We start from the raw sequence: 23,701 nt of genomic DNA, 5'->3' as shown, positions 1-23,701 counted from the left end.
TATATTATTTTTTTCGAATTAATAAGAATCACCATTTTCATTCAAAACTTTAGAAAGCTTATCACGTTGAATTGTTATATCAGTTGGTAAACCTTTTATCGTAATCTTACTAGCCGTATTTGCATCTACTAAAAGTTTTTGTGAAACCCAACTTGTAATTGAAGAAGCATTATTTGCTATCAAATTTGCTCTTGTTGCATTCAGTTTTTTCAAGTCTGAAATGGATCCACTTGTCGCCTTTATATCTAATTGTTTAGTTTCTCCTTTTAAAGAAACTATTGCTCCATTTGAAATATTAATCGTTGTGTTTTCTGAATTGATTTTTGATTCCCAAATAGATCCAGAACTCATTTTAGAAGTTATAGTTTTAGAGGTGATATTTCCATTCAATTGAGCACCAGACGACAAATCAATCTCTAAATGATCGGTTTTTAGAGATTTAAAAACGATTTGTGCTCCAGAAGTTTGTTTAATTCTCAACACATTTGATTTAAAATTATCTTCAAACGAGATTTTTGAGCCAGAAGTCATCGAAATCCTTTCTAAAGCTATACCATAAACACTTATATCAATCTTTGAAATTGTAACATTTGGTTGGTTTTTAGTATCTATATAAACTTCTAAAACATTATTTTTTGTACTTGTAATAATGTAATTTAAATTTTCTTTTTTATCTGTCTCGACAATTACTTTTGGAGAATCTGAGTTATAGTAATTGATATTTACGCCTGATTTACAGATAATTTCGTTAAAATTTTCAATATTTCTTGATTCTGTAATTTGAGCATTCAATAAGATTGTTGTCAAATTGAACAATAGAAGAATATAATTTTTCATGGTTTATCAATTTAAATTTTAGTTTTCTCAAAAACATTTACATTTTTCTGATTCATTTTTTCAGAAAGAATTTCACCATCTTTCATGGTAATAATTTTATCAGAATAAGCCGCGTCATGAGCTGAATGCGTTACCATCAAAATTGTAGAACCTTGCGCATGTAAATCGGTTAATAGCTCCATCACTTCATTTCCATTGATACTATCCAAATTTCCTGTTGGTTCATCAGCCAAAATTATTTTAGGATTAATCACCAAGGCTCTTGCAACTGCAACACGTTGTTGTTGACCACCAGAAAGTTGCTGTGGATAATGTTGTAAACGATGAACAATATTTAATTTTTCTGCAATTTCTTGTACTCGTTTTTTTCGTTCTGAGCTTGAAACTTTAGAATAAATCAAAGGCAATTCAATGTTATCATAAACTGATAATTCATCAATTAAGTTGAAATTTTGGAAGATAAATCCTATGTTTTCTTTTCTAACTTGAGAACGTTTCGATTCGTTGGCATTATACATTTCAAGATTATTCAAAGCATAACTTCCTTCATTGAAAGAATCCAATAATCCAATAATATTCAATAAAGTAGATTTTCCACAACCCGAAGGTCCCATAATGGAAATAAATTCTCCAGAATTGATTGTTAAATTAATCCCATTCAAAGCTTTTGTTTGAACATCTTCTGTAATAAATATTTTTGATAAGTTTTCTATTTTAATCATGATGTTATTTTTTTATTGTTAATTCTTGTACTTCTTTATAATCTTCGTAATTCGAAATAATTACTTTTTCATTTGTTTTTAATCCTGAAATCACCTCGTAAACACTCGGATTTTCTCTACCTAATTCAATTTTTCTACGTGTTGCTTTATCGTTATTGATAACAAAAATCCATTTCCCTTGTGTTGTTGTATAAAAGGATCCTTTTGGAATAACTAATTTCTTTTCTTTTTCGGATAAGATCAATTTTACTCCTACGGATAAACCTTCTTGTAAATTTTCGGGAATTTTATCAATAAATTCTAATTCTGTTTTAAATTTTCCGCTTTTTATTTCTGGAGAAATCTTAGTCACTTTTACTTTTATGATTTTTCCTTTAATTTCGATTTGTCCATATTGATTCTCTTGTATTCGATCCAAATAATATTCATCAACCATTGCAACCAATTTGTATCCGCTTAGAATATCCACTTTTCCAATACTTTTCCCTGCTTCTATTGATTGTCCTAATGTCGCTTCAAAAGAGCTTAAACGACCAGTTTCAGGTGCCAAAACCAAGAAATTTTGCTTATTTTTTCGAAGTGTTACCAAACTTTTTTGCATGATAGCTAAAGCTTCATTAATTTGTTTTAATTGAATCGAATTTGATTCACGTTCCTTAACTAAACTTTTCTGTATAATTGCTTTTCGTTCTTGTTGGTAGCGCATTTTTTCCTTTGTATTTTCCCATTCATTTTTCGCTAACACTTCTCTATTATACAATTTTTGATTCAATTCATAATCTAATTTTGATTGATTAAAATCGTGTTCAATTCCTACAAAATCCTTTGATAAATCCAATTCTTGATTCCGAATAGATAGTTTTGCAACATTTAATTGATTCATTTGTTCGATAATTGCCGTTTCTTGCGTCAAAAAATTAAGTTCCGTATTCGGATTATATAATCGTGCAATTGGCAAACCTTTTGTAACCATTTCTCCATTTTCTACAAATATTTCTTGAACAGAACCACCTTCTATCACATTGATAAAGATTGAATTAATTGGTTCTATTTGTGCCTGAAAAACAACAAAATCTTCAAAATAATCTTCAGAAACGTCTTTTATCATCAATTCATTTGCACTTACAGTTAAAGCTCGTGGTCGATTCATCAAATAAAAACTCGAACCACCTAAAATTATGGTTGTCACAGCAATTATTCCGAGGCGTTTATATTTTTTATTTTTTTGATTGATTTTCGTATCCATTATTTATTAAATTTACCAAACAGCCGTTTATTTATGGTTATTTTACTAATTATCAATACGTAATAAATGTGCCCAAAATTTATAATTTCTTAAAGCATTGAAATCAATTCTTTTAAAAACTTATAATAAAAATTGACTGTCCGAAAACGAACACTTATTTGTTCAGAAACGGACACATGACAAAACTAAATATGAAGAAAACTTTAGCCACTATACTGATTTTAGACGATCAAGAAGAAATATTAATTGCAAGTCGACTACTTTTGAAACGTCAATTCGAAACAATTATCACTTGTTCTGATTCCAAAAAGATTCAACAAATCTTGGTAGAAAATGAAATTGATGTTGTTTTAATGGACATGAATTTTAGAACAGGTTATGAAGATGGAAAAGAAGGAATTTTTTGGCTGAAAGAGATCCAACATACGCAACCAAAAACGAAAGTAATTTTGATGACGTCCTATGGAAGCGTAGAAACTGCGGTTGAAGGTTTAAAATTGGGTGCGATTGATTATATTTTAAAACCTTGGGATAATGATAAATTGGTTGATCTTATAAAAGAAGTGATAAAACTGCATAGAAAATCGAAACAAATAAAAGAACCGAAAGAAAATAAATTGTTTTATGGAAATTCTCCGAGTATCGTAAAAGTGTATAAATTCACCAATAAAATTGCAAAAACTGATGCAACAATCTTGATTTTAGGCGAAAATGGAACGGGAAAATCAGTTTTGGCAAAATCAATTCATGAAAATTCTACTCGAAATACTGAAAAATTTATTCATGTTGATTTAGGTTCTTTAAACGAAAATCTCTTTGAAAGTGAGTTATTTGGATATAAAAAAGGAGCATTTACTGATGCGAAAGAAGATACAATTGGTCGATTTGAAGCTGCAAATAATGGAACAATTTTTTTAGATGAAATCGGGAATTTACCAAATAATTTGCAAGCAAAAATTTTGCAAGTGATTCAGAATAAAGAAATTATTCGTTTAGGAGAAAGTTCACCAAGAAAAGTTGATGTTCGTATAATTGTTGCTACGAATGCGAATCTTGAAAGAGCAGTAAAAGAAGGTCAATTTAGGGAAGATTTATATTATCGAATCAATACAATTTCAGTTACAATGCCGAATCTTAGCGAACGAAAAGAAGATATTAAACCTTTGATTGATTATTTTTTAGAACTTTATGCTGATAAATATGAGATTGAAAAACCATTTATTAATGAACAAATTTTGCTTCAATTAGAAAACTACAATTGGAACGGAAATATTCGAGAATTGCAAAATAGAATTGAACGTGCAGTTATTTTGGCTGAAGAAAATGAAATTACGATTGAAAATTTAGGTTTCACAACATTTATTCCTCAAAAAATAACAGATAATTCAAATAATTTGAATGAAATAGAACGAAATAAAATTGTAGAACGTTTACACTTTTTTGAAGGAAATATTAGTAAAACTGCAGAAAATTTAGGTGTTTCTCGTGCTGCTTTGTATCGAAAATTAGAAAAATATAACATTACGAATTATAAATAATGAAACGCAATTCTCTTATTTTTCAGTTAGTATTTAGAATACTTTTTTTAGAATTTCTTTTGTTTATGTTGGCATTTCTTGGAATCAAAAACTATTGGTTTTCATTTACATTTGTTTGCATTATTTTGATTGCTTCGATTACTGAAATAATTTATTTTTCTAAAAATTATCTTTCTAAAAATCAAATAATTATAGATGCTTTATTGTATAATGACTTTAGCTTAAATATTAATCAAAATCAATATAAAAAAGACAATTCTGCATTAAAATTATATCATAAAATTAGAGAAGAACATGTTTTAAATTCGTCTAAAGAAATCATTTATCATCAATTATTGAATGCCGTTCCGTTTGGTTTTTTGATTCTTAAAAAAGAAGAAAATGATCGAAAAATTATATTTATCAATCATCATTTTCAACAGATATTTAGCGTTCCAAAATCAAGTTCGTGGAATTATCTAAAAAAATTGATTCCACAGTTTTGTGAAACTTTAGAAAATAAAGAATTTGATGATTTTAAAAATACAATTGATATTCAGATTAATGATGAAGAGCGACAAACTTATCTAATTCAGAACACAAAAACGTTGATTGCACATGATGAATATGCGATTATTTTTATCGATTCAATTCAACGTGTGATTGATTCTACTGAAAAAGAGGCTTGGATGAATATTATGAAAGTTATTGCGCATGAAATTATCAATTCTTTGACGCCGATTTATTCATTAGCGAATACCACAAAAACTTATTTTGAAACGGATAATTTAGACAAAAATGATTATGATGATATTCGTTTGAGTTTGGATACAATTATGAATAGAAGTCAACATTTGCAGACATTTGTAGAGCAATATCGTCAATTGACCATGTTACCAAATCCTGTTAAATCGACACAGAATTTGTATGAAATTGTCCAAGGAATTGAACAATCTTTTTCGGCTGAATTTCATCAAAAAAATATTGTTTTTCAGAATTTAATTCCACAAAATATTGAAGTTGAAATTGATCGAATTTTGTTTGAACAAGTTTTGATTAACTTAATCAAAAATGCGATTTATTCATTAGAAAATGCAGAAATTAAATCAATTGAAATTTCATCGAAACAAACCGATAATCGATTGCAAATTATTATTCAAGATTCTGGACAATTGATTGATGAAGAAATCATTTCCAAAATATTTTTACCTTTTTATACAACACGAAAAGACGGCGCAGGAATTGGTTTGACACTTTCCAAAAATATTATAGAAGCGCACAAAGGTTATTTGTATTATCAACAAAATGATGGCGTAAAACGTTTTAATATCATCTTAAAGTAATTGGTAAAAAGTGTAACTTTAACCTCTAATTATATAATACTTTCTCGCCAAAATCTTTGGAAATTTGTCCTATAAAATTACTGTTATGAATGCACAAACACTTACTATACCGATTATCAATTTGAATTCAGAAAAAGATGTTGAATTAATCAATAAATTACTTTCTGAAACAGAAAATCTTGATGAATATACTGTGAATTTAAACGCTAAAACGATTAATGTTTCGGCAAAAAAATTATGGAAAGTTTCCCCTAAAATCTATGAAACTTTAAAGCAAAATAACTTCAAAATAGATTCTGTCGAAAAATCATATCCCGTTCTCAATATGACGTGTGCTTCGTGTGCGAGTAGTTCTCAAGCGAATCTTAATCGTCAGTTGGGCGTTGTAAATGCGGAGGTGAATTACGGAAATGGAATGGGAAAAATCGAGTACATTCCTACTCTTGTTTCTCCAGAAAATTTGAAAAATGCTTTAGTAGAAGTTGGCTATGATTTGGTGATTGATGAGTCTAAAAATCAAGATGAAGAAATAGAACAACTTCACGAAGAAAAATATAAAACGCTGAAAAATAAAGTGATTTGGGCGCTAATATTTGGAGTTCCTTTATTTATTATCGGAATGTTTTTTATGGATATGCCTTACGGAAATTACATTATGTGGGCACTTTCTACGCCAATTCTTTTTATTTTTGGACAACAATTTTTCGTCGGTGCTTGGAAACAATTGAAAAATAAATCGGCTAATATGGATACTTTGGTTGCTTTGAGTACTAGTGTAGCCTATCTTTTTAGCGTTTTCAATACATTATTTCCAGAATATTGGCACAGCAAAGGTTTACACGCGCATCCTTATTTCGAGGCTGCTGGTTTAATCATCGTTTTTATCTTGATTGGTAAATTGATGGAAGAACGTGCGAAAGGAAATACTTCCGAAGCGATCAAGAAATTAATCGGTTTACAACCTAATACTGTGTTGGTTGTGAAAGATGGAAATCAGGTTGAAGTGAAGATTGAAGATGTACAAATTGGCGATTTGATTGTTGCAAAACCTGGAGATAAAATTGCGGTTGATGGAATTATTGTTTCGGGAGAATCTTTTATCGATGAAAGTTCATTGACAGGAGAGCCAATTCCGGTAGAAAAAGGAATTGATGCGAATGTTTTTTCAGGAACTTTAAATCAAAACTCTCCTATTCAATATAAAGCCTTGAAAGTAGGGAATGATACACTTTTGTCTCAAATTATTCAATCAGTAAAAAATGCACAAGGAAGTAAAGCGCCAGTTCAACAATTGGTAGACAAAATTGCAGGTGTTTTTGTTCCGATTGTGATTATTATTGCAATTTTAACGTTTATTACTTGGTTAATTTTAGGTCAAGAAAATGCTTTTACAATGGCACTTTTATCGATGATTACTGTGCTTGTTATTGCTTGTCCTTGTGCACTTGGATTGGCAACGCCTACCGCGATTATGGTTGGAATGGGAAAAGGTGCTGAGCAAGGAATTTTGATCAAAAATGCCGAAAGTTTAGAATTAGCGAAGAAAATTGATACAATTATTTTAGATAAAACAGGAACAATTACCGAAGGAAAACCGAAAGTACAAGAATTGATTTGGTTTGATGATTCTGCTAAAAATGTGCTTTATACAATCGAAAATAATTCACAACATCCTTTAGCAAAAGCGATTACAGAACATATTGGGAAACAAGATATTTTACCTGAACTAAAAATTGAAGATGTATCTGGAAAAGGTTTGAAAGCTAATATTTTAGATAAAGTTTATTATGTTGGAAAAACAAGTTGGATAAATGAATTAAATATTCAGATTGATGAAAAGGTTGAACAAGCTATTCAAGATTTTTCGACTAAAAATTATACCACTTCTTTCTTTGGAAATGATGAAAAAGTTTTGGGATTAATTGGAATTTCTGATGAAATAAAAGCAACTTCTGTTGAAGCTATTAAAGCTTTTCATGAAAAAGGAATTGAAGTTTGGATGGTAACTGGTGACAACGAGTTTTCGGCAAATGCAATTGCAAAACAAGTCGGAATTGATCAAGTGGTCGCAAATGCTTTACCAAATGATAAAATGAATATTATCAAAGATTTGCAACAAAAAGGAAAAGTTGTTGCAATGGTTGGTGATGGAATTAATGATAGTGCAGCGTTGGCTCAGGCAGATGTTTCGATTGCAATGGGTAATGGTTCTGATATTGCGATTGATGTGGCAGAAGTTACGTTGATTGGAGGAGATTTGACAAAAATAGATCATGCAATTAATTTATCTACGCAAACGGTCAAAACAATTCATCAAAATTTATTTTGGGCATTTATTTACAATATAATCGGAATTCCAATCGCTGCTGGAGTGCTTTATCCAATTAACGGATTTTTGTTAGACCCTATGATTGCTGGCGCAGCAATGGCTTTGAGTAGCGTAAGTGTTGTAACAAATAGTTTATTGTTAAAGTATAAAAAGATTTAATAATCTCTAAAATATTTATAAAAAAATCGGCTAAATATTTAGTCGATTTTTTTTTTTTATAACAAACGATCATCCCAATTATAATCTTCTAATTCTTTGATTTTAACCTTTGAAGCAAAACCAGGATGTTTTGTATTGATTAAATAATTATACTCTTTTGGAATAATTGACGATGGAACTTTCATGACCAAATATTTAAAATCTTGATACCAAGCAGAACCAATTTCTTGTAACTCGGGATAAGCCTCTACAGATTGCCAATTTTTAGGTAATTTAGACTTCTTTATTTCATAAATCTCATCTTCTTCACAATCAATTTCTATCACTAATAATTTGTACGAATTATCAATGCTAATAGAACTTCGGTGCACGACCAATTCTAAGGTTGAGAGCGCACGAGAACTTCCTGTGTAAATAACAAATTCATCATTTTTATTCCATCTGTTGGCAACTCCAGAAGCTTGTAATGATTTTGAATATCTCGCTTTACGAATATTGAAAACTAACATTATTACACGTTTTCTCCGTACTCTATCGCAGTTAAACGATTATCGATAAATTTGAGACCTGAAACTGTATCAAGAAAATCTGCTGGCGATTTTTTATCTAACAAAACATTAGGCGTTGTTAACCATTTCTCAAAATCATCTTTTGTATTGAAAACCTCCAAACCGTGCTTGTATAAAGAAATCAATAAAACAATATGCTCTTTTGTATTGTCTTTAAGAGATACATCTTTTGTTTTGTAATTTCTGTAGGTACGCGTTGTGATATTTAACCAACTTGAGATTATTTCGTCTTTTAGCGTTGATAATTCATCAAGATATTGAATGTATTTTTGATCAATATTATAACGATTTACGTAAAAATAAACACTCGTAAAATCTCTTACTTCAGGGATTTCATTTATGATTTGTTCGTATTTTTTTAGTTTAACAGTTGCCATAATTCTAAACTTTTACTAAAGTTACAATTTTTCCTCTTAAGAAAGGAACTTTTTCTCAAATTTAAATAAATTTAACAAAAAAAGAGGTTACCTAAGCAACCTCTCTGTGATATAATGATTTAAAAATTTCTTATTTCAAAGAACCAACCATATCTTCTGGTTTCACCCATTCGTCAAATTCTTCCGCAGTTACATATCCTAATGCAATAGCAGTTTCTTTTAACGTAGAGTTATTTTTATGAGCTGTTTGAGCAATTTCTGCAGCTTTGTAGTAACCAATTTTTGTATTAAGCGCTGTAACCAACATTAATGAATTATCAACTAATTCTTTGATACGGTTATAATTTGGCTCGATACCTTGAGCACAATGCTCATCAAAAGATACACAAGCATCTCCTAATAAACGTGCAGATTGCAAGAAGTTTGCAGCCATAACTGGTTTGAAAACATTCAATTCGTAATGACCTTGAGTTCCACCAATTGTAATCGCAACATCGTTACCCATAACTTGAGCAGCAACCATTGTTAACGCCTCACATTGAGTAGGATTTACTTTACCTGGCATGATAGAAGATCCTGGTTCGTTTTCTGGAATGATAATTTCTCCAATACCTGAACGAGGTCCAGAAGCTAACATACGAACGTCATTAGCAATTTTGTTTAATGAAACAGCTAATTGTTTCAAAGCTCCGTGAGTTTCTACGATTGCATCGTGAGCAGCTAATGCTTCGAATTTATTTTCTGCTGTTACAAATGGATGTCCTGTAAATTCAGCAATGTATTTAGCAACTAAAACATCGTATCCTTCTGGCGTGTTAAGACCTGTACCTACAGCAGTACCACCTAAAGCAACTTCAGATAAATGTTCTAATGTATTTCTTAAAGCTTTTAAACCGTGGTTTAATTGAGCTACGTATCCAGAAATTTCTTGACCTAATGTTAATGGAGTTGCATCCATTAAGTGTGTACGACCAATTTTTACAACAGATTTAAACTCTTCTGCTTTTTTAGCTAATGTATCACGTAATTGCTCAACACCTGGAATTGTTACTTCAACAACTGCTTTATAAGCAGCAATGTGCATTCCTGTTGGGAAAGTATCATTAGAAGATTGAGATTTGTTAACGTCGTCATTCGCTTTAAGAACTGGTTCACCTTCTCCAATTTTGAATCCAGCTAAAACTTGCGCACGATTAGCAACTACTTCGTTCACATTCATATTAGATTGAGTTCCTGAACCTGTTTGCCAAATTACTAAAGGAAATTGATCATCTAATTTTCCTGCTAAAATTTCGTCACATACAGCCGCAATAGCATCACGTTTTTCAACAGGTAAAACACCTAATTCAGCATTTGCATAAGCAGCAGCTTTCTTTAAGTATGCGAAACCTTCTACAATTTCGTGAGGCATAGAAGCCGCAGGACCAATTTTAAAGTTGTTACGAGAACGTTCTGTTTGAGCACCCCAATATTTATCTGCAGGAACTTTTACTTCCCCCATGGTGTCTTTCTCAATTCTGTATTCCATTTTGGTATTTTTTATTATTTATTATTGTTTACTTATCTCACAAATTTAAGAAATCGTTTGATGAAAGAAAAGTGATTAATGTTAGTATTTCTATAAATTTTATTTACTAAGTTTGTATCACATAAAAATAAAATCATGATTCAATTTTTAGGTTTCTTATTATTCTTAACAATCGCTTTATGCGGATTCTGGGGTATCATCTTTTTTGCAACGATGGCTATTTCTTGGATTCCATTTTGGGTTGCGAATTTAAGAAAAGAAAAAGCAGGAATAGTAACAGCAGAAGATCCTCGTCCGATTTTACCAAATCAAGAAGGAATCACAGTATTATTCAAAAAATAATAAGCTGTTAAAAAAATTTAAAAGGAACTTGACGAAGTTCCTTTTTTTATTTATTCTACTTTCGAATCTTCTTCGTAATTTCCTTCCAAATAATTTTTCAAACTAATTCGGATAATTTCTGTCCAACCAGCTTCAAAACTTTCGCGCGAGAAATTCTTATCATCAGGCGGAAAAGTTTCAATTCCTTCATGAATTAGCGTTAATTTTGTTTGCGGAACAATTTCATCTGTTAATTCATCCAAAATAAATGTAACAACAGAATTTCCTTCGTAGACTGGATATTTCCATGTATAAGCTAATAATTTAGTCGGCTCTACTTCTACTATTTTACAATGATGTAAATATGATCCGCCATAAAATTCAAACTCAAATCCAACTTTTGGAACAAACTTCTCAATATCAAAATACCATTTATCAAAAGCAGCTTTTGTCGTCAAGGCATTCCACAGTTTCTCAATTGAAACATCAAAAATTTCTACTATTTCTACAGGCTTTGCACTCATACTCTATTTTTTTATGATTTTGTTTAATTTACTAATTTTAATTATTATTTAAATTTAGCCCAAAATTTAATTGTTACATTTGCTATTGTAAAATTTTTAAAATGAAATTTAATAAGACTTTTTTAAGTGTTTTAGGACTATTTGCTGGTCTTTCGCTATACGCGCAACAAGAGGTTAGCCGTCCAAAATTAGTAGTTGGTATCGTTGTCGATCAAATGAGATGGGATTATTTATATCGTTACCAAGATAGATATTCTACAGGAGGTTTCAATCGTATGTTAAACGAAGGTTTTAGCAACGAAAACACCTATATTCCTTATATACCTACTTATACAGCTATTGGTCATAGTACTATTTATACGGGTTCTGTACCTGCTATTCACGGAATTGCTGGGAACGATTTTATCATTCAAGCAACAGGACAAGAAATGTATTGTACACAAGATGACGCTGTAAATGGGGTTGGTACTTCTTCAAAAGCTGGAAAAATGTCTCCAAAAAACTTGTTGACATCAACAGTTACTGATCAATTAAAATTAGCAACAAATTTTCGTTCAAAAGTATATGGAGTTTCGTTAAAAGATCGTGGAGGAATATTACCTGCTGGTCATTTTGCTGATGCTGCTTTTTGGTTTGAAGGGGAATCAGGAAATTGGGTTTCGAGTACATTTTATATGAATGAGTTGCCAAAATGGCTGCAAAAATTCAATGATAAAAAAGTTGCTGAAAAATATTTAGACAAATGGAATACACTTTATCCGATTGATACGTATGTACAAAGTGAAAAAGATGGAAATCCATACCGCGAAAATTATAAAGGATTAGATAAAATGCAATTTCCTTATGATTTGAAAGCATTGAAAAAAGACAATGGTTTAGGTTTGATTCGCTCTACTCCTTTCGGAAATTCGTTAACAAAAGATATCGCAATCGAAATTATTGATAACGAAAAATTAGGTCAAAACGAGAAAGGAATTACAGATTTCTTAGCGGTTAGTTTCTCTTCTACCGATTATGTTGGACATCAATTTACGCCAAATACAATCGAAGCTGAGGATACTTATTTGCGTTTAGATAAAGATTTGGAACAATTATTTAATCATTTAGATCAAAAAGTTGGAAAAGGACAATATTTAGTTTTCTTAACTGCGGATCATGGTGGAGCTCATAATCCAAAGTATTTCCAAGATAAAAAAGGTAATGCAGGATACTTTCCAACAGGAGAAGTAAAAAAAGCATTGAACGCTAAATTACAAGAGAAATTCAAATCTACTGATATTGTACGTTCATTGACAAATTATCAAGTTCATTTGAATTATCAAACAATCGAACAAAATAAATTAGACGAAGAAGATATCAAAGAAGAAATCGTAAAATTTATGCAAAAAGTTGATGGCGTTTCTTTCGTAGCTGATATGGATAAAATTGGAGAAGCTTCTATTCCTGCAATTATCAAAGAACGAATGGTTAATGGTTATAATCGTAAACGTAGCGGTGCTATTACTTATATTTTAGAACCACAATGGTACGGCGGAAAACAAAATGCTGGAGGAACAACGCACGGAACTTGGGGTTCTTACGATGCTCACATTCCATTTGTTTTGATGGGTTGGGGAATAAAACACGGTAAAAACAATAACCGTGTTTATATGACAGACATCGCTCCTACAGTTGCAGCTTTGCTACATATAGAAGAGCCAAACGGAAATATTGGAGAGCCAGTTTCTGAAGTAACAAATCCAAAATAATCTTACAAAAAATAATTAAAAAAACGCAACTTAATTAGTTGCGTTTTTTTTTTTTACTATAATTATTATTTACTCTATTTCAATTATTTACTTTTTAGAATTAAAGAAATTAACGATTAACATCTATTATGTAATTTTAGTAAATCAGGAATTTATATCATTGATAATGAAAAAAATATAAATAAGAGGGATTAATGAGGGATTTGTTTTAAAGGATAAATCAACATTTTTCGTTGATTTGTAATAGAACGTAATTATTACAAGATTATGAAAAATTTTAGAGAAATACATATTGGTAGTTTTATTAAGAATGTTGTTCAAGTAAAAGAAATAGATACTGGAAGAATCTTAAATTTCTTTAAATGTCAAGAAGATCAAATTGAGGAAATGTATAACAAATCAAGTTTAGATTCAGATTTAATTCTTCGATGGTCGAAGTTATTAGAATATGATTTGTTTAGATTATATTCTCAACATCTCATGTTGTATAGTCCTGTTATAACGAATAAAACCAATAAAAAAACAAATGATAATTCGTTGCCAAAATTCAGAAAGAATATTTATACGAAAGAGGTTATTGATTTTATTTTAGATCAGATTAAAAATGAAAAAATGAGTAAGAGAGAAATTATAGAACGTTATAATATTCCAAAAACAACATTATATAAATGGATAATTAAATACAATTAATTCTAATATTCTACACAATATTAGTAAAAGAGTATAATTTTCTCCAATTAAATTAATAATTTTAACAATCTAAATACATCATAATGAAAAAGACTTTTTTAAGTAAATTAACTTTGACATTATTCTCTACCAACCTATTTTTTTTATTATCTCCACAAGTAGATGCATGCACAAGAGTTGTCTATAAAGGTCCAGAAAATACTGTAATCACAGCTCGTTCTATGGATTGGAAAGATGAAATTGATGCAAATATTTGGGTTTTTCCTAGAGGTCTAGATCGATCTGGTAATGTCGGAAATGCTTCGGAAAAATGGACTTCAAAATACGGAAGTGTAATTGCAAGCGCTTGGGATATTGCGACAACAGATGGCATGAACGAAAAAGGACTTGTTGCAAATGTTTTGTGGTTAGTAGAAAGCCAGTATCCGCAATTTAATCCAAAAGGAACAAAACCAGGTGTTACAATTGCAGCTTGGGCTCAATATGTTTTAGATAATTATGCTACAGTAAAAGAAGCTGTGGATGATTTGAGAAAAGAAAAATTTGTAATTGTTTCTGATTATATTCCAGGTACTCAAAAATTTACAACTTTACATCTTTCAATTTCTGATGCAAATGGAGACAATGCAATTTTCGAATATGTAAATGGTAAATTGAAAATACACCACGATCCATCTTATACAGTAATGACAAATTCTCCAGTTTTTGATGAGCAATTAGCAATTAATCAATATTGGAAAGGAATTCCAGGAACAATCATGTTACCAGGAACTAACAGAGCTGCTGATCGTTACGTAAGAGCATCATATTACATAAATGCGATTCCGCAAACCGCTGATACTCGTACTTCTATTGCAAGTGTTTTTAGTGTTATTAGAAATGTATCGGTTCCGTTAGGAATTTCTTCAGAAGCAGAACCTAACATATCATCTACAAGATGGAGATCAGTTTCAGATCACAAAAATCTTGTTTATTACTTTGAAACTACAAAAACTCCAAATACATTTTGGGTTGATTTAAAGAAAATTGATTTTAGTAAAAATGCAAAAACAAAACGATTAAGCGTAAGTAAAAATGAAACATATGCTGGCGAAACTTCACAACTTTTTAGTGATGCAAAACCATTTACATTTGTTGGAATTTAGATCGAAAAATTAATTAATATTTTTTGACAAATTGTTCTAAATCAACATTCAATATGATTGCCAATAACAAACATTTTATACCTGCCTTTCTATTATTTGGATTTATTGTTAATGCTCAACAATCGAATGATTCAATTGATATTTCGATAAGACCTTACACTAGTTTGAGAGGTCATCTTGCTATGCATGATAAAGTAATGGAGCTACAAGAAAATGCCTCTCGTGCTGGAATTGAAATTAATCTAAAAAAAAGGAAACATTGCATTTGTAGCTGGTGTTGAATTACAAATAAATATGTTCAAAGGAAACTCGTCGTTTAATGTTGATGGAAATCTAGATAGTGATCTTTTGACAATTGTTTCAGAACAAAAACAACAAGTTTTTGGTAATCGCTTGGGTTACTTAGGAATTGATTTGTCTAAATATGGTAAAATAACATTTGGTAAACAATGGAGTGTTTACCGAGATGTTACAGCTTATACAGATCGTTTTAATGTATTTGGAGGACGCGCTTCTGCAACTTTTACAGGTGGAACAGATGGAGGTTTGCTAGGAACAGGACGAGCAGATCAATCAATAATTTACAGAAATAAAATTAAAGCTTTTCAATTTGGTGCTCAAATCCAAACAAAAGGTGGAAATGATGATAAAATTATTGATGGTTTTGGTTTTTCTGCTCAATTAGAATTAAATCAAAATATTAGTATTGGAGCTGCATTTAACCGTGCTTTTATAGCTCAAAACTTAATTGATGATAATCATATTCTAGGTTTATCTGGACATCCAACTTTTTATTCAATTGGTTCAAAATATACGAGTAAACAATTTGATGTTAGTCTACTTGGAATCTTACAACAAAATGGAGATTTTACACCTATTTCATATCAATCTGAAAATACAATTAATCCTTCTTATGTTTTTGATGCAAAAGGTTTTGAAACTGCTATGAAATATAAACTAAATAAATTTTCAATTTTAGGAGGTTATAATTTATATGTTCCTGAAACAAAGAAATCTGTTGAAAATATTAGTATTGATAAAAAATTCAGACGAAGTGATTTGATTACCGGATTAGAATATCATCCGATGAAATATGTACAATTGTATACAGAACAGCGCATCTCTTTTGGTAAAAATTATGCTGGTAAAAAAGAACAAAGCGTTTTTACATTGGGAATGAAACTAGATTTATCTAGACAATTTAACAAGAAACTTAACCTATAATAAACCATAACTAACTTAACTTTTCTCTCTATTATTTGAAATAATTAATAAAACGAAACTTAAAAAATCATGTTTAACTTTTTTCAAAAAAGCACATTTTTAATTCTATTAGCATCAAGTACTCAAACTTTTGCTCAAGACTCAATTCAATCCGATAATTCTTGGCATTTCAAAGTAGAACCAAATATGATGTTGCCACACATGAAAGGAAAAGCGAGTGTTTCTCGACTTCCGAATGTACATGTAAGTCAATCTCCATCAGACTTTTTTGAGCATTTGAAATTTGCCGGAATGTTAACTTTTGAAGCCGAAAATAAAGATTGGGTAATTACATCTGATATTATTTATGCTTCTTTAGCTGCAAATGTTAAAAAAGATCCTTTAGTTTTGGATGGCAAATTAACATCAAAACAATTCTCTTTTGAAGCTGGTTTATTGAGAAAAATAACTCCTTGGTTAGAAGCTGGAATTAGTATGAACCTTGTAAATATTAAATCTGGATTTGATGTAAATCTAATCAATCCAATTTCTTTAAAACCAATGCATTTAGATCGTAATCTTTCTAAAACCTGGGTAGATCCTATGTTGGTTGCAAGAACAAGAAATTTACCAAACAAAAAGTTTTTGTATAATGTTTCTGGAGAAATTGGAGGATTTGGAATTGGATCAAAATTAGCTTGGCAATTAGAAGGATTGGCTGGTTATCAATTCTCTAATTTATTTTACGCAATGGCGGACTATCAAATCATAAGTATGGACTACGAAAAAGGAAGTAATAATTCCAATTTTGTTTATGATATGGATATGTTTGGACCGATGATAAAAGTCGGATTTAATATAAAATAGTTTTAAAATCAAACTGAAAAATATATAGAAAACGTTATCTATTAATGATAACGTTTTTTTACTTTTATAAAAAATAAAACAGAAATGACTTTCAATTCGCCAATCATATCAGCACAAGAATTACAAGATAATTTACCTCTTAAAAATTTAATTATTTTAGATTGTACGATTGATAAAGTTGGAAAATCGATTAAAGATGAAGAATTAGAATTAATTCCGAATTCTCTTTTCTTTGATTTGGAAGGAAAATTTTCTGATCATTCTTCGCAATTTCCTCATACACTTGTTGATGAAGAAACTTTTACAAAAGAAGCTCAACATTTGGGCATTAATCAAGATTTTATCATTGTTTGTTATGATCGTTGGGGCGTTTATTCTAGTCCGAGAGTTTGGTGGATGTTCAAAGCTATGGGACACAAAGAAGTATATGTTTTAGATGGCGGATTAACTCTTTGGCAAGAAAATAATTTTGACACAACTTCTACTTATTTTCAACCTAATGTAAAAGGTAACTTTATTGCTGATTTTCAATCGAATTGGTTTGCTGACACACAAGTTATGTTAAATGCAATAAATGATGAGTCGAAAATGATTATAGATGCTCGATCAGAAGGGCGTTTCAAGGGTACTTCCCCTGAGCCAAGACAAGGTTTACGAAGCGGACATATTCCAACTTCTAAGAATTTATTTTTTGAGAATGTTTTAGCTGGTACAACATATAAATCAAAAGAAGAACTAAAATCTATTTTCGAAAAATTGACAGATTCATCCAAAGAAAATATTTTTTCATGCGGTTCTGGAATTACAGCTTCTATCCTAGCCTTAGCTTCAACAATTGCCGGTTTTGATGAGGTAAGAGTTTATGATGGTTCTTGGTCTGAATGGGGCGCTGACGAAAACTTACCGATTAAAAGATAATTTTCGACTTCTTTTTTCAACGAATTATAATCATTTAATTTTACAACTTTTACATTTTCACTTTCTTGTAAACCACAAGCGGTTGTTGTAATAATTGGAATTCCATAAGAAACAGCTTTTATAAGTTGTCGTGGTTGATTTTCGATAATTGTTGGATAAATGATTAAATCAATTTCATCATAATTTCCATTAAATTTTTCAACTTCGACATCATTCCAAAAATTATCCATTTCGAGATTTCGTCCAAGAATTACCAATTTTAAATTGAGTTCTTTTGCTAATTTTCGCATTTCATACGCTCCTTTTCTACCAATTGCAGAAGCAGGAAAAAGAATTTTATTCCCAGTTTTTTGATTCAAATTTTGTTCAATATTCCAATCAAGTTTCACAATTTTATTTTGAAACATTTTCTGAATATCTGTATGTGGACTAATAATTTTTTGCGCTTTGTTTAACGCATTATTTTCTAAATCAATTAAATTTTTATTTGCTCTAAAATCTTTCAAAGTCTTACTTTCTGGATAAATGAAATGTGAATAATCCAATCTTTCATGCAAAGTTTCAATAGGTAATCTTGTCATCAAAACATCAAAAGTTCTTCCGCCTAACATTCCGTTTTTATAAATAAAGGGCAATAAATTTTGACTAATAACTAAATGAGTACTTTCGATTGGAATTAATTTTGAAGCAGAATTTGCTATTTTTTCATCTAGTTGTAATGATAGTTCGAATGGATTTTTATTTTTGGAAAATCGTAATTTCAAAGCTCTATAAATTCCAGAAAATAAAGTTGTCTTGCTATCTTTATGAGAAGAAAAACTCCAATTATAGCGATTCGTTTTGACGAAAAAATTCTTTTTCATCGAAAATATAAAACGATCATTCTCATTTATATTTTTCGAAATATATGCATCATATTCTGGCCATTTTTCATCCAAAATATAAGTCGTCGTTTTAATATGTTGATTTTTATGTGATTGATCTTCATGTTGATGACAACTATCGTTTCCACACGAATAACAATCATTTAAAAAATTGAAAGCCAATTTACTATCAATATTTTCTGATAATTTTAAATCTTTATTTTGACTTTTATAGCGAACAATTAAATGAGTAGAAGTTAATTCAGTTTCGATTCTAAAATCATAAGCCGAACGAAAACGTAAATCAATATAATTCCATTTTACAGTCGCATCGCGATCCTTTTCCGCCAACGAACCTTGTATGATTTTGGTATGTTTATGACGCTCAATAATTTCGAAATTTGCGTTCAAAGCCGCATCATACAACGCATTAGATAATTGGCACAAACCTCCAGCAATCGTTGGTACAATGCAACCTTCCTTTATTTCTCGACCAACCACATAACCTTGACCATAATTTGGATTACCAATATGTTTCCAAAAGCTAAATGTTTCGTTGGCTTTAATTTCTAAACCATTAATTTTTTGAGAAGCAATTCGAAGATTCTGAATTTTACCAGCTGTTAAAATCCAATTTTCTTTTGTGTCATTTGGATTCCAAAGTTCACTTTCAGAAAATGCAATAATCGGTTGATCAATTAATTTTGAATCAAATTGAAATTTTGTAGGATTATCTTGAATATTTTTCAGCCCACGAAGACCAATTAAAACAGAAGATTTTAATTTAAAAATAAGACTTTTCGTAAAACTATGTTGTTCTATAAGTTCTGGTTGACTCAAAATAGTAGATTTAGGTTGTTGATTTATAAAATTATAAAAATTTTGACTTCCAATAATTATTAATATTAGTGATTATTAAATATGTTAATTTATTTTAGTACTTTGTTTTGCATAGTAGTATATTTTATATAGATTTGTAAAAGTTATTTGATGAATAAAATTACAATTTTGATAAAAATATAGTTTTTGTCATGTAACTATTTAAAAGAATTAACGTCTATAATAAAATTAACACTATGAAACATCTATTTTATATATCTGCATTATGCTTGAGTTGCACCGTTATGGCGCAAACAAAATTTTCAGGTAAAGTATTGAATGAAAAAGATAATAATCCTATTTCTTTAGCTGAAATTGTTTTATTGAATGAAAAATCTGAACTATCAAATGTTACAGACGAACAAGGAAATTTTGTTTTTGAACAAGTTGAAGCTGGAAAGTATGATTTTGCGATTTTGGTAAATTTTGATACGATTTATAAAGAAAAAATAGAAATTAATGCTGAATTAACAAAATCATTCAAAATTAATATGCCAAATATTGATTTGAAAGAAGTTGTAATTGCTAAAAAAGTTTTTCAGAAAAAAGCTGATCGATTTGTTTTCGATGTTTCAAATTCTCCTGTTGCAAAAGGAAATGACGCGTTTAATCTGCTTAAACAAACGCCTTTAGTTTCTTCTACAGATGGGAAAAATCTTAAAATTCTGAATAAATCTGACGTTATTATTTACATCAACGGACGAAAATCTAATATGGATAATGAAGCTGTGATAGAAATGTTGAAAAATACACCATCAGAAAATATTCAGAAAATTGAAGTCATTACAACGCCTGGAAGTGAATTTTCTGTTGAAGCAAATACTGGAGTCATTAATATTGTGATGAAAACGACGACAACAAACGGTTTGAATGGAAATGTGAGAATTGTAGATCAACAGGCTTATTTTAATAGTCAAAGATTGAATGCTGGTTTAAACTATAGAAAAGATAAATTGGCAATTAATTCTGGGATTTATATTGGAAATAACAAATCTCGAGAGAAAAATATTTTATCGAATGGAAATGCTCATTTTATCAATGAATCGAGAGGAATTGTAGATGATCCAAATAAGAATGTTGGCGGAAATGTAGGATTTGATTATGAATTAGCTAAAAATCAGAATATTGGTTTAACCTATAATTTTAGATACAATAAGAGTTTTGATTCAAAATTTAAGTTAGATAATTTTTATAATCATGAATTTAAAAATCAAACAATTAATCTCGAAAATGCTCAAACAAGAAATCATTCGTTCAACTTAAATCACGAAATAAGAACTGATAGTTTGGGAAGTAAATTAGTTACAAATGCTTCTTTTCTTAATTATAAACGAGAGATGAGAAGTACAAATACAACAATCCCTGTAGATAATGAAAATGTTGAAATCTTCAGACAAAATGTACCTCAAATTATCAATAATTTTAGTGCAAATGCTGATTATACGCTAAAAACTAAAAAAGAAAATACGTGGTTATTTGGAGGAAGTTATACATTCACAAAAACGGATAATGATACTAAACAAGAGAGTTTTGTGAACGATAATTTTATCAAAGATGAAATTTTGAGTAATCATTTTTTATACAAAGAAAACATTGCTGGATTGTATTTAACTTTTGAAAAACAAGTTTCTGAAAAGTTATCAGGGAAAATTGGAACACGATTAGAAATTACAAAAACGAATGGCGATATTCTTGATAAGAATAATTCATTCAAAAATAATTACAACAATATTTTACCTTATTTATCTCTAAATTATGTGATTCATCAAGATCATAATGTCAGTTATTCTTTTTCGAGTCGCGTTCGTAGACCAGCTTTTTGGGAATTGAATCCATCAAGAGTTTATCTTACTCAGACAAATTATATTCAGAACAATCCATTTATGATGAGTTCTAAATTCTATAAACAAGAGTTAAATTATTTGTATAAAAGCGCTTATTTTTTCAATGCAGAATTTGAATATATTGACGATGCGACAAGTCAATTGCCTTTGCAAGGAACAGTAAAAAATCTTGAAACAGGTGAAACAACAGAGTTTTTGCGTTACATTAGAATGAATTATGGGAACAAAAAATCATTAAACCTTTCGGTTGGAATGAATAAGAGTTTTTATAACGGAATTTGGTCTGCGAATTATATGTTTATTTATATGTATCAAGCATATAGAGGGATTGTCGATAGTGATCCTACCTATATTCAAAAACCTGGTTTTGAAGAAAAAATTTCGACTTATGTTGTTGATCGTCAAGCATCGAATATTTATTTTAAATTAGATAATACAATACGACTTTCTTCGAAAAAAGATTGGTTTTTAGGTGTTAATTATTGGTATCTATCACCTTTAGAAATCGAACTAGGGAAACTTGGAAAACAACACAGTTTTGATGTAAATATCAAAAAAATATGGAATAATTGGACTTTAATGTTCGAAGCTTATGATTTATTCAATACAAATGTCACAACAATAAATAGTAAACAAGAAAATGGAAGTTTCAATAATGTTTGGCAAAACCAATACAACAGAGAATTTTCAGTTAGTTTATCATACAAATTTGGAAATCAAAAACTGAAAAAATCAAGACAAATTGATGAAGCAAATAGTACAATAAAATCAAGATTATAAAAAATAAATAACATGAAAAAAGACTGCAAATTGCAGTCTTTTTTGTTTATTAAAAAATTCAAATTGAATTGATTGTATTATATTTTAAATGATAAATTTATCTCCACTTATCCATCTCGAAACGAACAGAAAAAATGTTAGAATATAATCCCAAGCCACTGTCTCCAAAGTTTGTTAAAGCATAATCAATCGAAATTCCTTTGTATTTGAAACCTACCCCAACATTTGGCTGAATTTGAGTTTTATCTTTCCCATCAAATTGCGAAATTTTCTGTAAATTATTCAATCCTCCACGTACAAAAACCATGTCATCATAACCTAATTCAAGACCAACTTGTGGCGAAATCGAAAATCCTTTTCCAGAAATTGCAGCATTAGTTTGTTGAAATTCGATATTCATATCAATCTCTCCCAACAGCGAAACTCGTTCATTAAAATCGAAACGTTTTCCAACTCCAAATTGTAATTTAGGCATTGTTAATTCGATATTTTCTCCTGGCAAATCATTCAAAATTGTTGGCTCACCTTCGTTACTTGGCTCGTCAACTGTAATTTCTTTTAACTTTTCTTTGTTAATACTCCACGCATTGAAAGTCGTTGTAATATCGCGCGCCATCAAACCAAAATACATTTTATTATCAGTACGATATTGCAAACCAAGATCAATTCCGAAACCAAATCCTTGCGCAAATTTCCCAATATGTCGATAAACAATTTTAGCATTTGCGCCAAACTGAATATCTTTATTGTTGAACACATTTCCCGCATAAGACATCGTCAAAGCATAATCTGCTGTAGAAAATTTAGAGATTTTATCGTAATTAATATTTCCTTGATTATCAATTAATTCCGTAGTATTCAAAATATCATCAACACCAAAACGCGTAAACGAAAAAGCTATCGTAGAATTACTTTCTCTCAACGGAATTGCAACCGCTGCATAATCAAATTTCGCAATCGACTGAAAATATTCAGCATGCATTGCTGCAGCTTCCCAATCATAGGTAATTTCCGTTAATCCAGCAGGATTCCAATAAGCCGCATTTGCATTTCCAATATTCGCCACAACCGCATTACCCATTGCAAACGAGCGCGCATCTGCACCAATATTCAAAAACTCGTTCGAATATTTGCGTGTGGTTTGAGAAAAAGCAAATTGACTTGCCAGAACAGATAATATAAGGAATGTCTTTTTCAAAATTGATGAATTACGAATATAAAAACTCAAAAATAGTGGTTTTATTGTGTTTAAAAAGGATTCAGATTAATTTTTGTTTGTATTTTTGCGATGA

21 protein-coding genes are annotated in these 23,701 nt (G+C 30.0%); 12 read left to right on the top strand and 9 right to left on the bottom strand.

The genetic code is table 11. From position 1 onward, the window contains the following. Positions 1–18 precede the first annotated feature (18 nt). The 3 genes from HXZ74_RS01980 to HXZ74_RS01970 are packed head-to-tail and all read right to left on the bottom strand — an operon-like array spanning position 19 to position 2,805. Entirely contained in the window at positions 19–837 is an 819-nt protein-coding gene (locus HXZ74_RS01980; RefSeq protein WP_286473597.1) for a GIN domain-containing protein, read from the bottom strand. A gap of 11 nt (positions 838–848) precedes the next feature. Then, complete coding sequence (locus HXZ74_RS01975) at positions 849–1,559, bottom strand: ABC transporter ATP-binding protein (protein WP_286473595.1); 711 nt, start codon at positions 1,557–1,559, stop codon at positions 849–851. A gap of 4 nt (positions 1,560–1,563) precedes the next feature. Further along, on the bottom strand, positions 1,564–2,805 hold the full coding sequence (locus HXZ74_RS01970; protein WP_280061442.1) for an efflux RND transporter periplasmic adaptor subunit: 1,242 nt from the start codon (positions 2,803–2,805) through the stop codon (positions 1,564–1,566). A gap of 191 nt (positions 2,806–2,996) precedes the next feature. On the opposite strand from HXZ74_RS01970, the gene HXZ74_RS01965 reads away from it, so the two are divergent. The 3 genes from HXZ74_RS01965 to HXZ74_RS01955 all read left to right on the top strand — a co-directional run bounded on the left by HXZ74_RS01965 (position 2,997) and on the right by HXZ74_RS01955 (position 8,153). Continuing rightward, positions 2,997–4,343 carry a sigma-54-dependent transcriptional regulator gene (locus HXZ74_RS01965; RefSeq protein WP_286473679.1) on the top strand — a complete coding sequence of 449 codons (1,347 nt, stop codon included), beginning with the start codon at positions 2,997–2,999 and terminating at the stop codon, positions 4,341–4,343. A gap of 65 nt (positions 4,344–4,408) precedes the next feature. Further along, positions 4,409–5,665, top strand: coding sequence for a sensor histidine kinase (locus HXZ74_RS01960; RefSeq protein ID WP_181816310.1), 1,257 nt, complete (start codon positions 4,409–4,411; stop codon positions 5,663–5,665). A gap of 85 nt (positions 5,666–5,750) precedes the next feature. Next, the gene (locus tag HXZ74_RS01955) at positions 5,751–8,153 is read left to right on the top strand and encodes a heavy metal translocating P-type ATPase (protein WP_286473594.1); all 2,403 of its coding nucleotides are present in this window, start codon (positions 5,751–5,753) and stop codon (positions 8,151–8,153) included. Between the two features lie 56 nt (positions 8,154–8,209). On the opposite strand, the gene HXZ74_RS01950 is transcribed toward HXZ74_RS01955, so the two are convergent. The 3 genes from HXZ74_RS01950 to fumC form a co-directional block, all read right to left on the bottom strand. Next, positions 8,210–8,662: an RES family NAD+ phosphorylase gene (locus HXZ74_RS01950; protein ID WP_280037933.1), complete on the bottom strand. Its 453-nt coding sequence runs from the start codon at positions 8,660–8,662 to the stop codon at positions 8,210–8,212. A gap of 2 nt (positions 8,663–8,664) precedes the next feature. Next, positions 8,665–9,099 (bottom strand): Xre family toxin-antitoxin system antitoxin, encoded by a 435-nt coding sequence (locus tag HXZ74_RS01945; RefSeq protein ID WP_038334185.1) that lies wholly within the window; start codon positions 9,097–9,099, stop codon positions 8,665–8,667. 130 nt (positions 9,100–9,229) lie between these two features. Further along, on the bottom strand, positions 9,230–10,627 hold the full coding sequence (gene fumC, locus HXZ74_RS01940; protein ID WP_038334188.1) for a class II fumarate hydratase: 1,398 nt from the start codon (positions 10,625–10,627) through the stop codon (positions 9,230–9,232). Positions 10,628–10,762: 135 nt separating this feature from the next. On the opposite strand from fumC, the gene HXZ74_RS01935 reads away from it, so the two are divergent. After that, a complete protein-coding gene (locus tag HXZ74_RS01935; RefSeq protein ID WP_038334195.1) occupies positions 10,763–10,969 on the top strand; it encodes a hypothetical protein in 207 nt (68 codons plus the stop codon). A gap of 50 nt (positions 10,970–11,019) precedes the next feature. On the opposite strand, the gene HXZ74_RS01930 is transcribed toward HXZ74_RS01935, so the two are convergent. Further along, a complete protein-coding gene (locus tag HXZ74_RS01930) occupies positions 11,020–11,472 on the bottom strand; it encodes an SRPBCC family protein (protein ID WP_280050370.1) in 453 nt (150 codons plus the stop codon). A 101-nt stretch (positions 11,473–11,573) separates the two neighbouring features. On the opposite strand from HXZ74_RS01930, the gene pafA reads away from it, so the two are divergent. From pafA to HXZ74_RS01895, 7 genes are all read left to right on the top strand, one after another. Then, a complete protein-coding gene (gene pafA / locus HXZ74_RS01925; protein ID WP_286473591.1) occupies positions 11,574–13,220 on the top strand; it encodes an alkaline phosphatase PafA in 1,647 nt (548 codons plus the stop codon). Between the two features lie 267 nt (positions 13,221–13,487). Continuing rightward, positions 13,488–13,910 (top strand): transposase, encoded by a 423-nt coding sequence (locus tag HXZ74_RS01920; RefSeq protein WP_286473589.1) that lies wholly within the window; start codon positions 13,488–13,490, stop codon positions 13,908–13,910. Between the two features lie 83 nt (positions 13,911–13,993). Further along, positions 13,994–15,055, top strand: a complete 1,062-nt coding sequence (locus HXZ74_RS01915) for a linear amide C-N hydrolase (protein ID WP_280061437.1) — start codon at positions 13,994–13,996, stop codon at positions 15,053–15,055. A 53-nt stretch (positions 15,056–15,108) separates the two neighbouring features. Further along, on the top strand, positions 15,109–15,336 hold the full coding sequence (locus tag HXZ74_RS01910) for a hypothetical protein (RefSeq protein ID WP_286473588.1): 228 nt from the start codon (positions 15,109–15,111) through the stop codon (positions 15,334–15,336). A gap of 13 nt (positions 15,337–15,349) precedes the next feature. After that, positions 15,350–16,279: a porin gene (locus HXZ74_RS01905; RefSeq protein WP_286473586.1), complete on the top strand. Its 930-nt coding sequence runs from the start codon at positions 15,350–15,352 to the stop codon at positions 16,277–16,279. Between the two features lie 69 nt (positions 16,280–16,348). After that, complete coding sequence (locus tag HXZ74_RS01900) at positions 16,349–17,125, top strand: hypothetical protein (protein WP_038334203.1); 777 nt, start codon at positions 16,349–16,351, stop codon at positions 17,123–17,125. An 84-nt stretch (positions 17,126–17,209) separates the two neighbouring features. Further along, positions 17,210–18,043, top strand: coding sequence for a sulfurtransferase (locus tag HXZ74_RS01895; protein ID WP_280061435.1), 834 nt, complete (start codon positions 17,210–17,212; stop codon positions 18,041–18,043). Here HXZ74_RS01895 and HXZ74_RS01890 read toward each other — a convergent pair. After that, positions 17,986–19,746: a VanW family protein gene (locus HXZ74_RS01890; protein WP_286473585.1), complete on the bottom strand. Its 1,761-nt coding sequence runs from the start codon at positions 19,744–19,746 to the stop codon at positions 17,986–17,988. The two genes, HXZ74_RS01895 and HXZ74_RS01890, sit on opposite strands and share 58 nt — an antisense overlap. A 236-nt stretch (positions 19,747–19,982) precedes the next feature. Here HXZ74_RS01890 and HXZ74_RS01885 point away from each other — a divergent pair, with 236 nt between their 5' ends. Continuing rightward, a complete protein-coding gene (locus tag HXZ74_RS01885) occupies positions 19,983–22,409 on the top strand; it encodes an outer membrane beta-barrel family protein (protein WP_260392449.1) in 2,427 nt (808 codons plus the stop codon). A 97-nt stretch (positions 22,410–22,506) separates the two neighbouring features. Here HXZ74_RS01885 and HXZ74_RS01880 read toward each other — a convergent pair whose 3' ends face one another. Continuing rightward, on the bottom strand, positions 22,507–23,607 hold the full coding sequence (locus HXZ74_RS01880) for a putative type IX sorting system protein PorV2 (RefSeq protein WP_260392450.1): 1,101 nt from the start codon (positions 23,605–23,607) through the stop codon (positions 22,507–22,509). Positions 23,608–23,701: the final 94 nt, after the last annotated feature.

The sequence above is a fragment of the Empedobacter sp. R750 genome (assembly GCF_030324345.1).
GTDB lineage: Bacteria > Bacteroidota > Bacteroidia > Flavobacteriales > Weeksellaceae > Empedobacter > Empedobacter falsenii_C.
The sequence above is the reverse complement of the archived record's forward strand: the minus strand, read 5'-3'. Positions and strand labels throughout refer to the sequence as shown.

What these genes read in the sequence shown, in the direction of transcription:
- HXZ74_RS01920 (WP_286473589.1), top strand. Translation starts at nt 13,488, where the DNA reads ATGAAAAATTTTAGAGAAATACATATTGGTAGTTTTATTAAGAATGTT.
- HXZ74_RS01980 (WP_286473597.1), bottom strand. Translation starts at nt 837, where the DNA reads ATGAAAAATTATATTCTTCTATTGTTCAATTTGACAACAATCTTATTG.
- HXZ74_RS01945 (WP_038334185.1), bottom strand. Translation starts at nt 9,099, where the DNA reads ATGGCAACTGTTAAACTAAAAAAATACGAACAAATCATAAATGAAATC.
- HXZ74_RS01935 (WP_038334195.1), top strand. Translation starts at nt 10,763, where the DNA reads ATGATTCAATTTTTAGGTTTCTTATTATTCTTAACAATCGCTTTATGC.
- HXZ74_RS01885 (WP_260392449.1), top strand. Translation starts at nt 19,983, where the DNA reads ATGAAACATCTATTTTATATATCTGCATTATGCTTGAGTTGCACCGTT.
- HXZ74_RS01895 (WP_280061435.1), top strand. Translation starts at nt 17,210, where the DNA reads ATGACTTTCAATTCGCCAATCATATCAGCACAAGAATTACAAGATAAT.
- HXZ74_RS01915 (WP_280061437.1), top strand. Translation starts at nt 13,994, where the DNA reads ATGAAAAAGACTTTTTTAAGTAAATTAACTTTGACATTATTCTCTACC.
- HXZ74_RS01955 (WP_286473594.1), top strand. Translation starts at nt 5,751, where the DNA reads ATGAATGCACAAACACTTACTATACCGATTATCAATTTGAATTCAGAA.
- pafA (WP_286473591.1), top strand. Translation starts at nt 11,574, where the DNA reads ATGAAATTTAATAAGACTTTTTTAAGTGTTTTAGGACTATTTGCTGGT.
- HXZ74_RS01900 (WP_038334203.1), top strand. Translation starts at nt 16,349, where the DNA reads ATGTTTAACTTTTTTCAAAAAAGCACATTTTTAATTCTATTAGCATCA.
- HXZ74_RS01950 (WP_280037933.1), bottom strand. Translation starts at nt 8,662, where the DNA reads ATGTTAGTTTTCAATATTCGTAAAGCGAGATATTCAAAATCATTACAA.
- HXZ74_RS01975 (WP_286473595.1), bottom strand. Translation starts at nt 1,559, where the DNA reads ATGATTAAAATAGAAAACTTATCAAAAATATTTATTACAGAAGATGTT.
- fumC (WP_038334188.1), bottom strand. Translation starts at nt 10,627, where the DNA reads ATGGAATACAGAATTGAGAAAGACACCATGGGGGAAGTAAAAGTTCCT.
- HXZ74_RS01970 (WP_280061442.1), bottom strand. Translation starts at nt 2,805, where the DNA reads ATGGATACGAAAATCAATCAAAAAAATAAAAAATATAAACGCCTCGGA.
- HXZ74_RS01960 (WP_181816310.1), top strand. Translation starts at nt 4,409, where the DNA reads ATGTTGGCATTTCTTGGAATCAAAAACTATTGGTTTTCATTTACATTT.
- HXZ74_RS01965 (WP_286473679.1), top strand. Translation starts at nt 2,997, where the DNA reads ATGAAGAAAACTTTAGCCACTATACTGATTTTAGACGATCAAGAAGAA.
- HXZ74_RS01905 (WP_286473586.1), top strand. Translation starts at nt 15,350, where the DNA reads ATGTTCAAAGGAAACTCGTCGTTTAATGTTGATGGAAATCTAGATAGT.
- HXZ74_RS01930 (WP_280050370.1), bottom strand. Translation starts at nt 11,472, where the DNA reads ATGAGTGCAAAGCCTGTAGAAATAGTAGAAATTTTTGATGTTTCAATT.
- HXZ74_RS01910 (WP_286473588.1), top strand. Translation starts at nt 15,109, where the DNA reads ATGATTGCCAATAACAAACATTTTATACCTGCCTTTCTATTATTTGGA.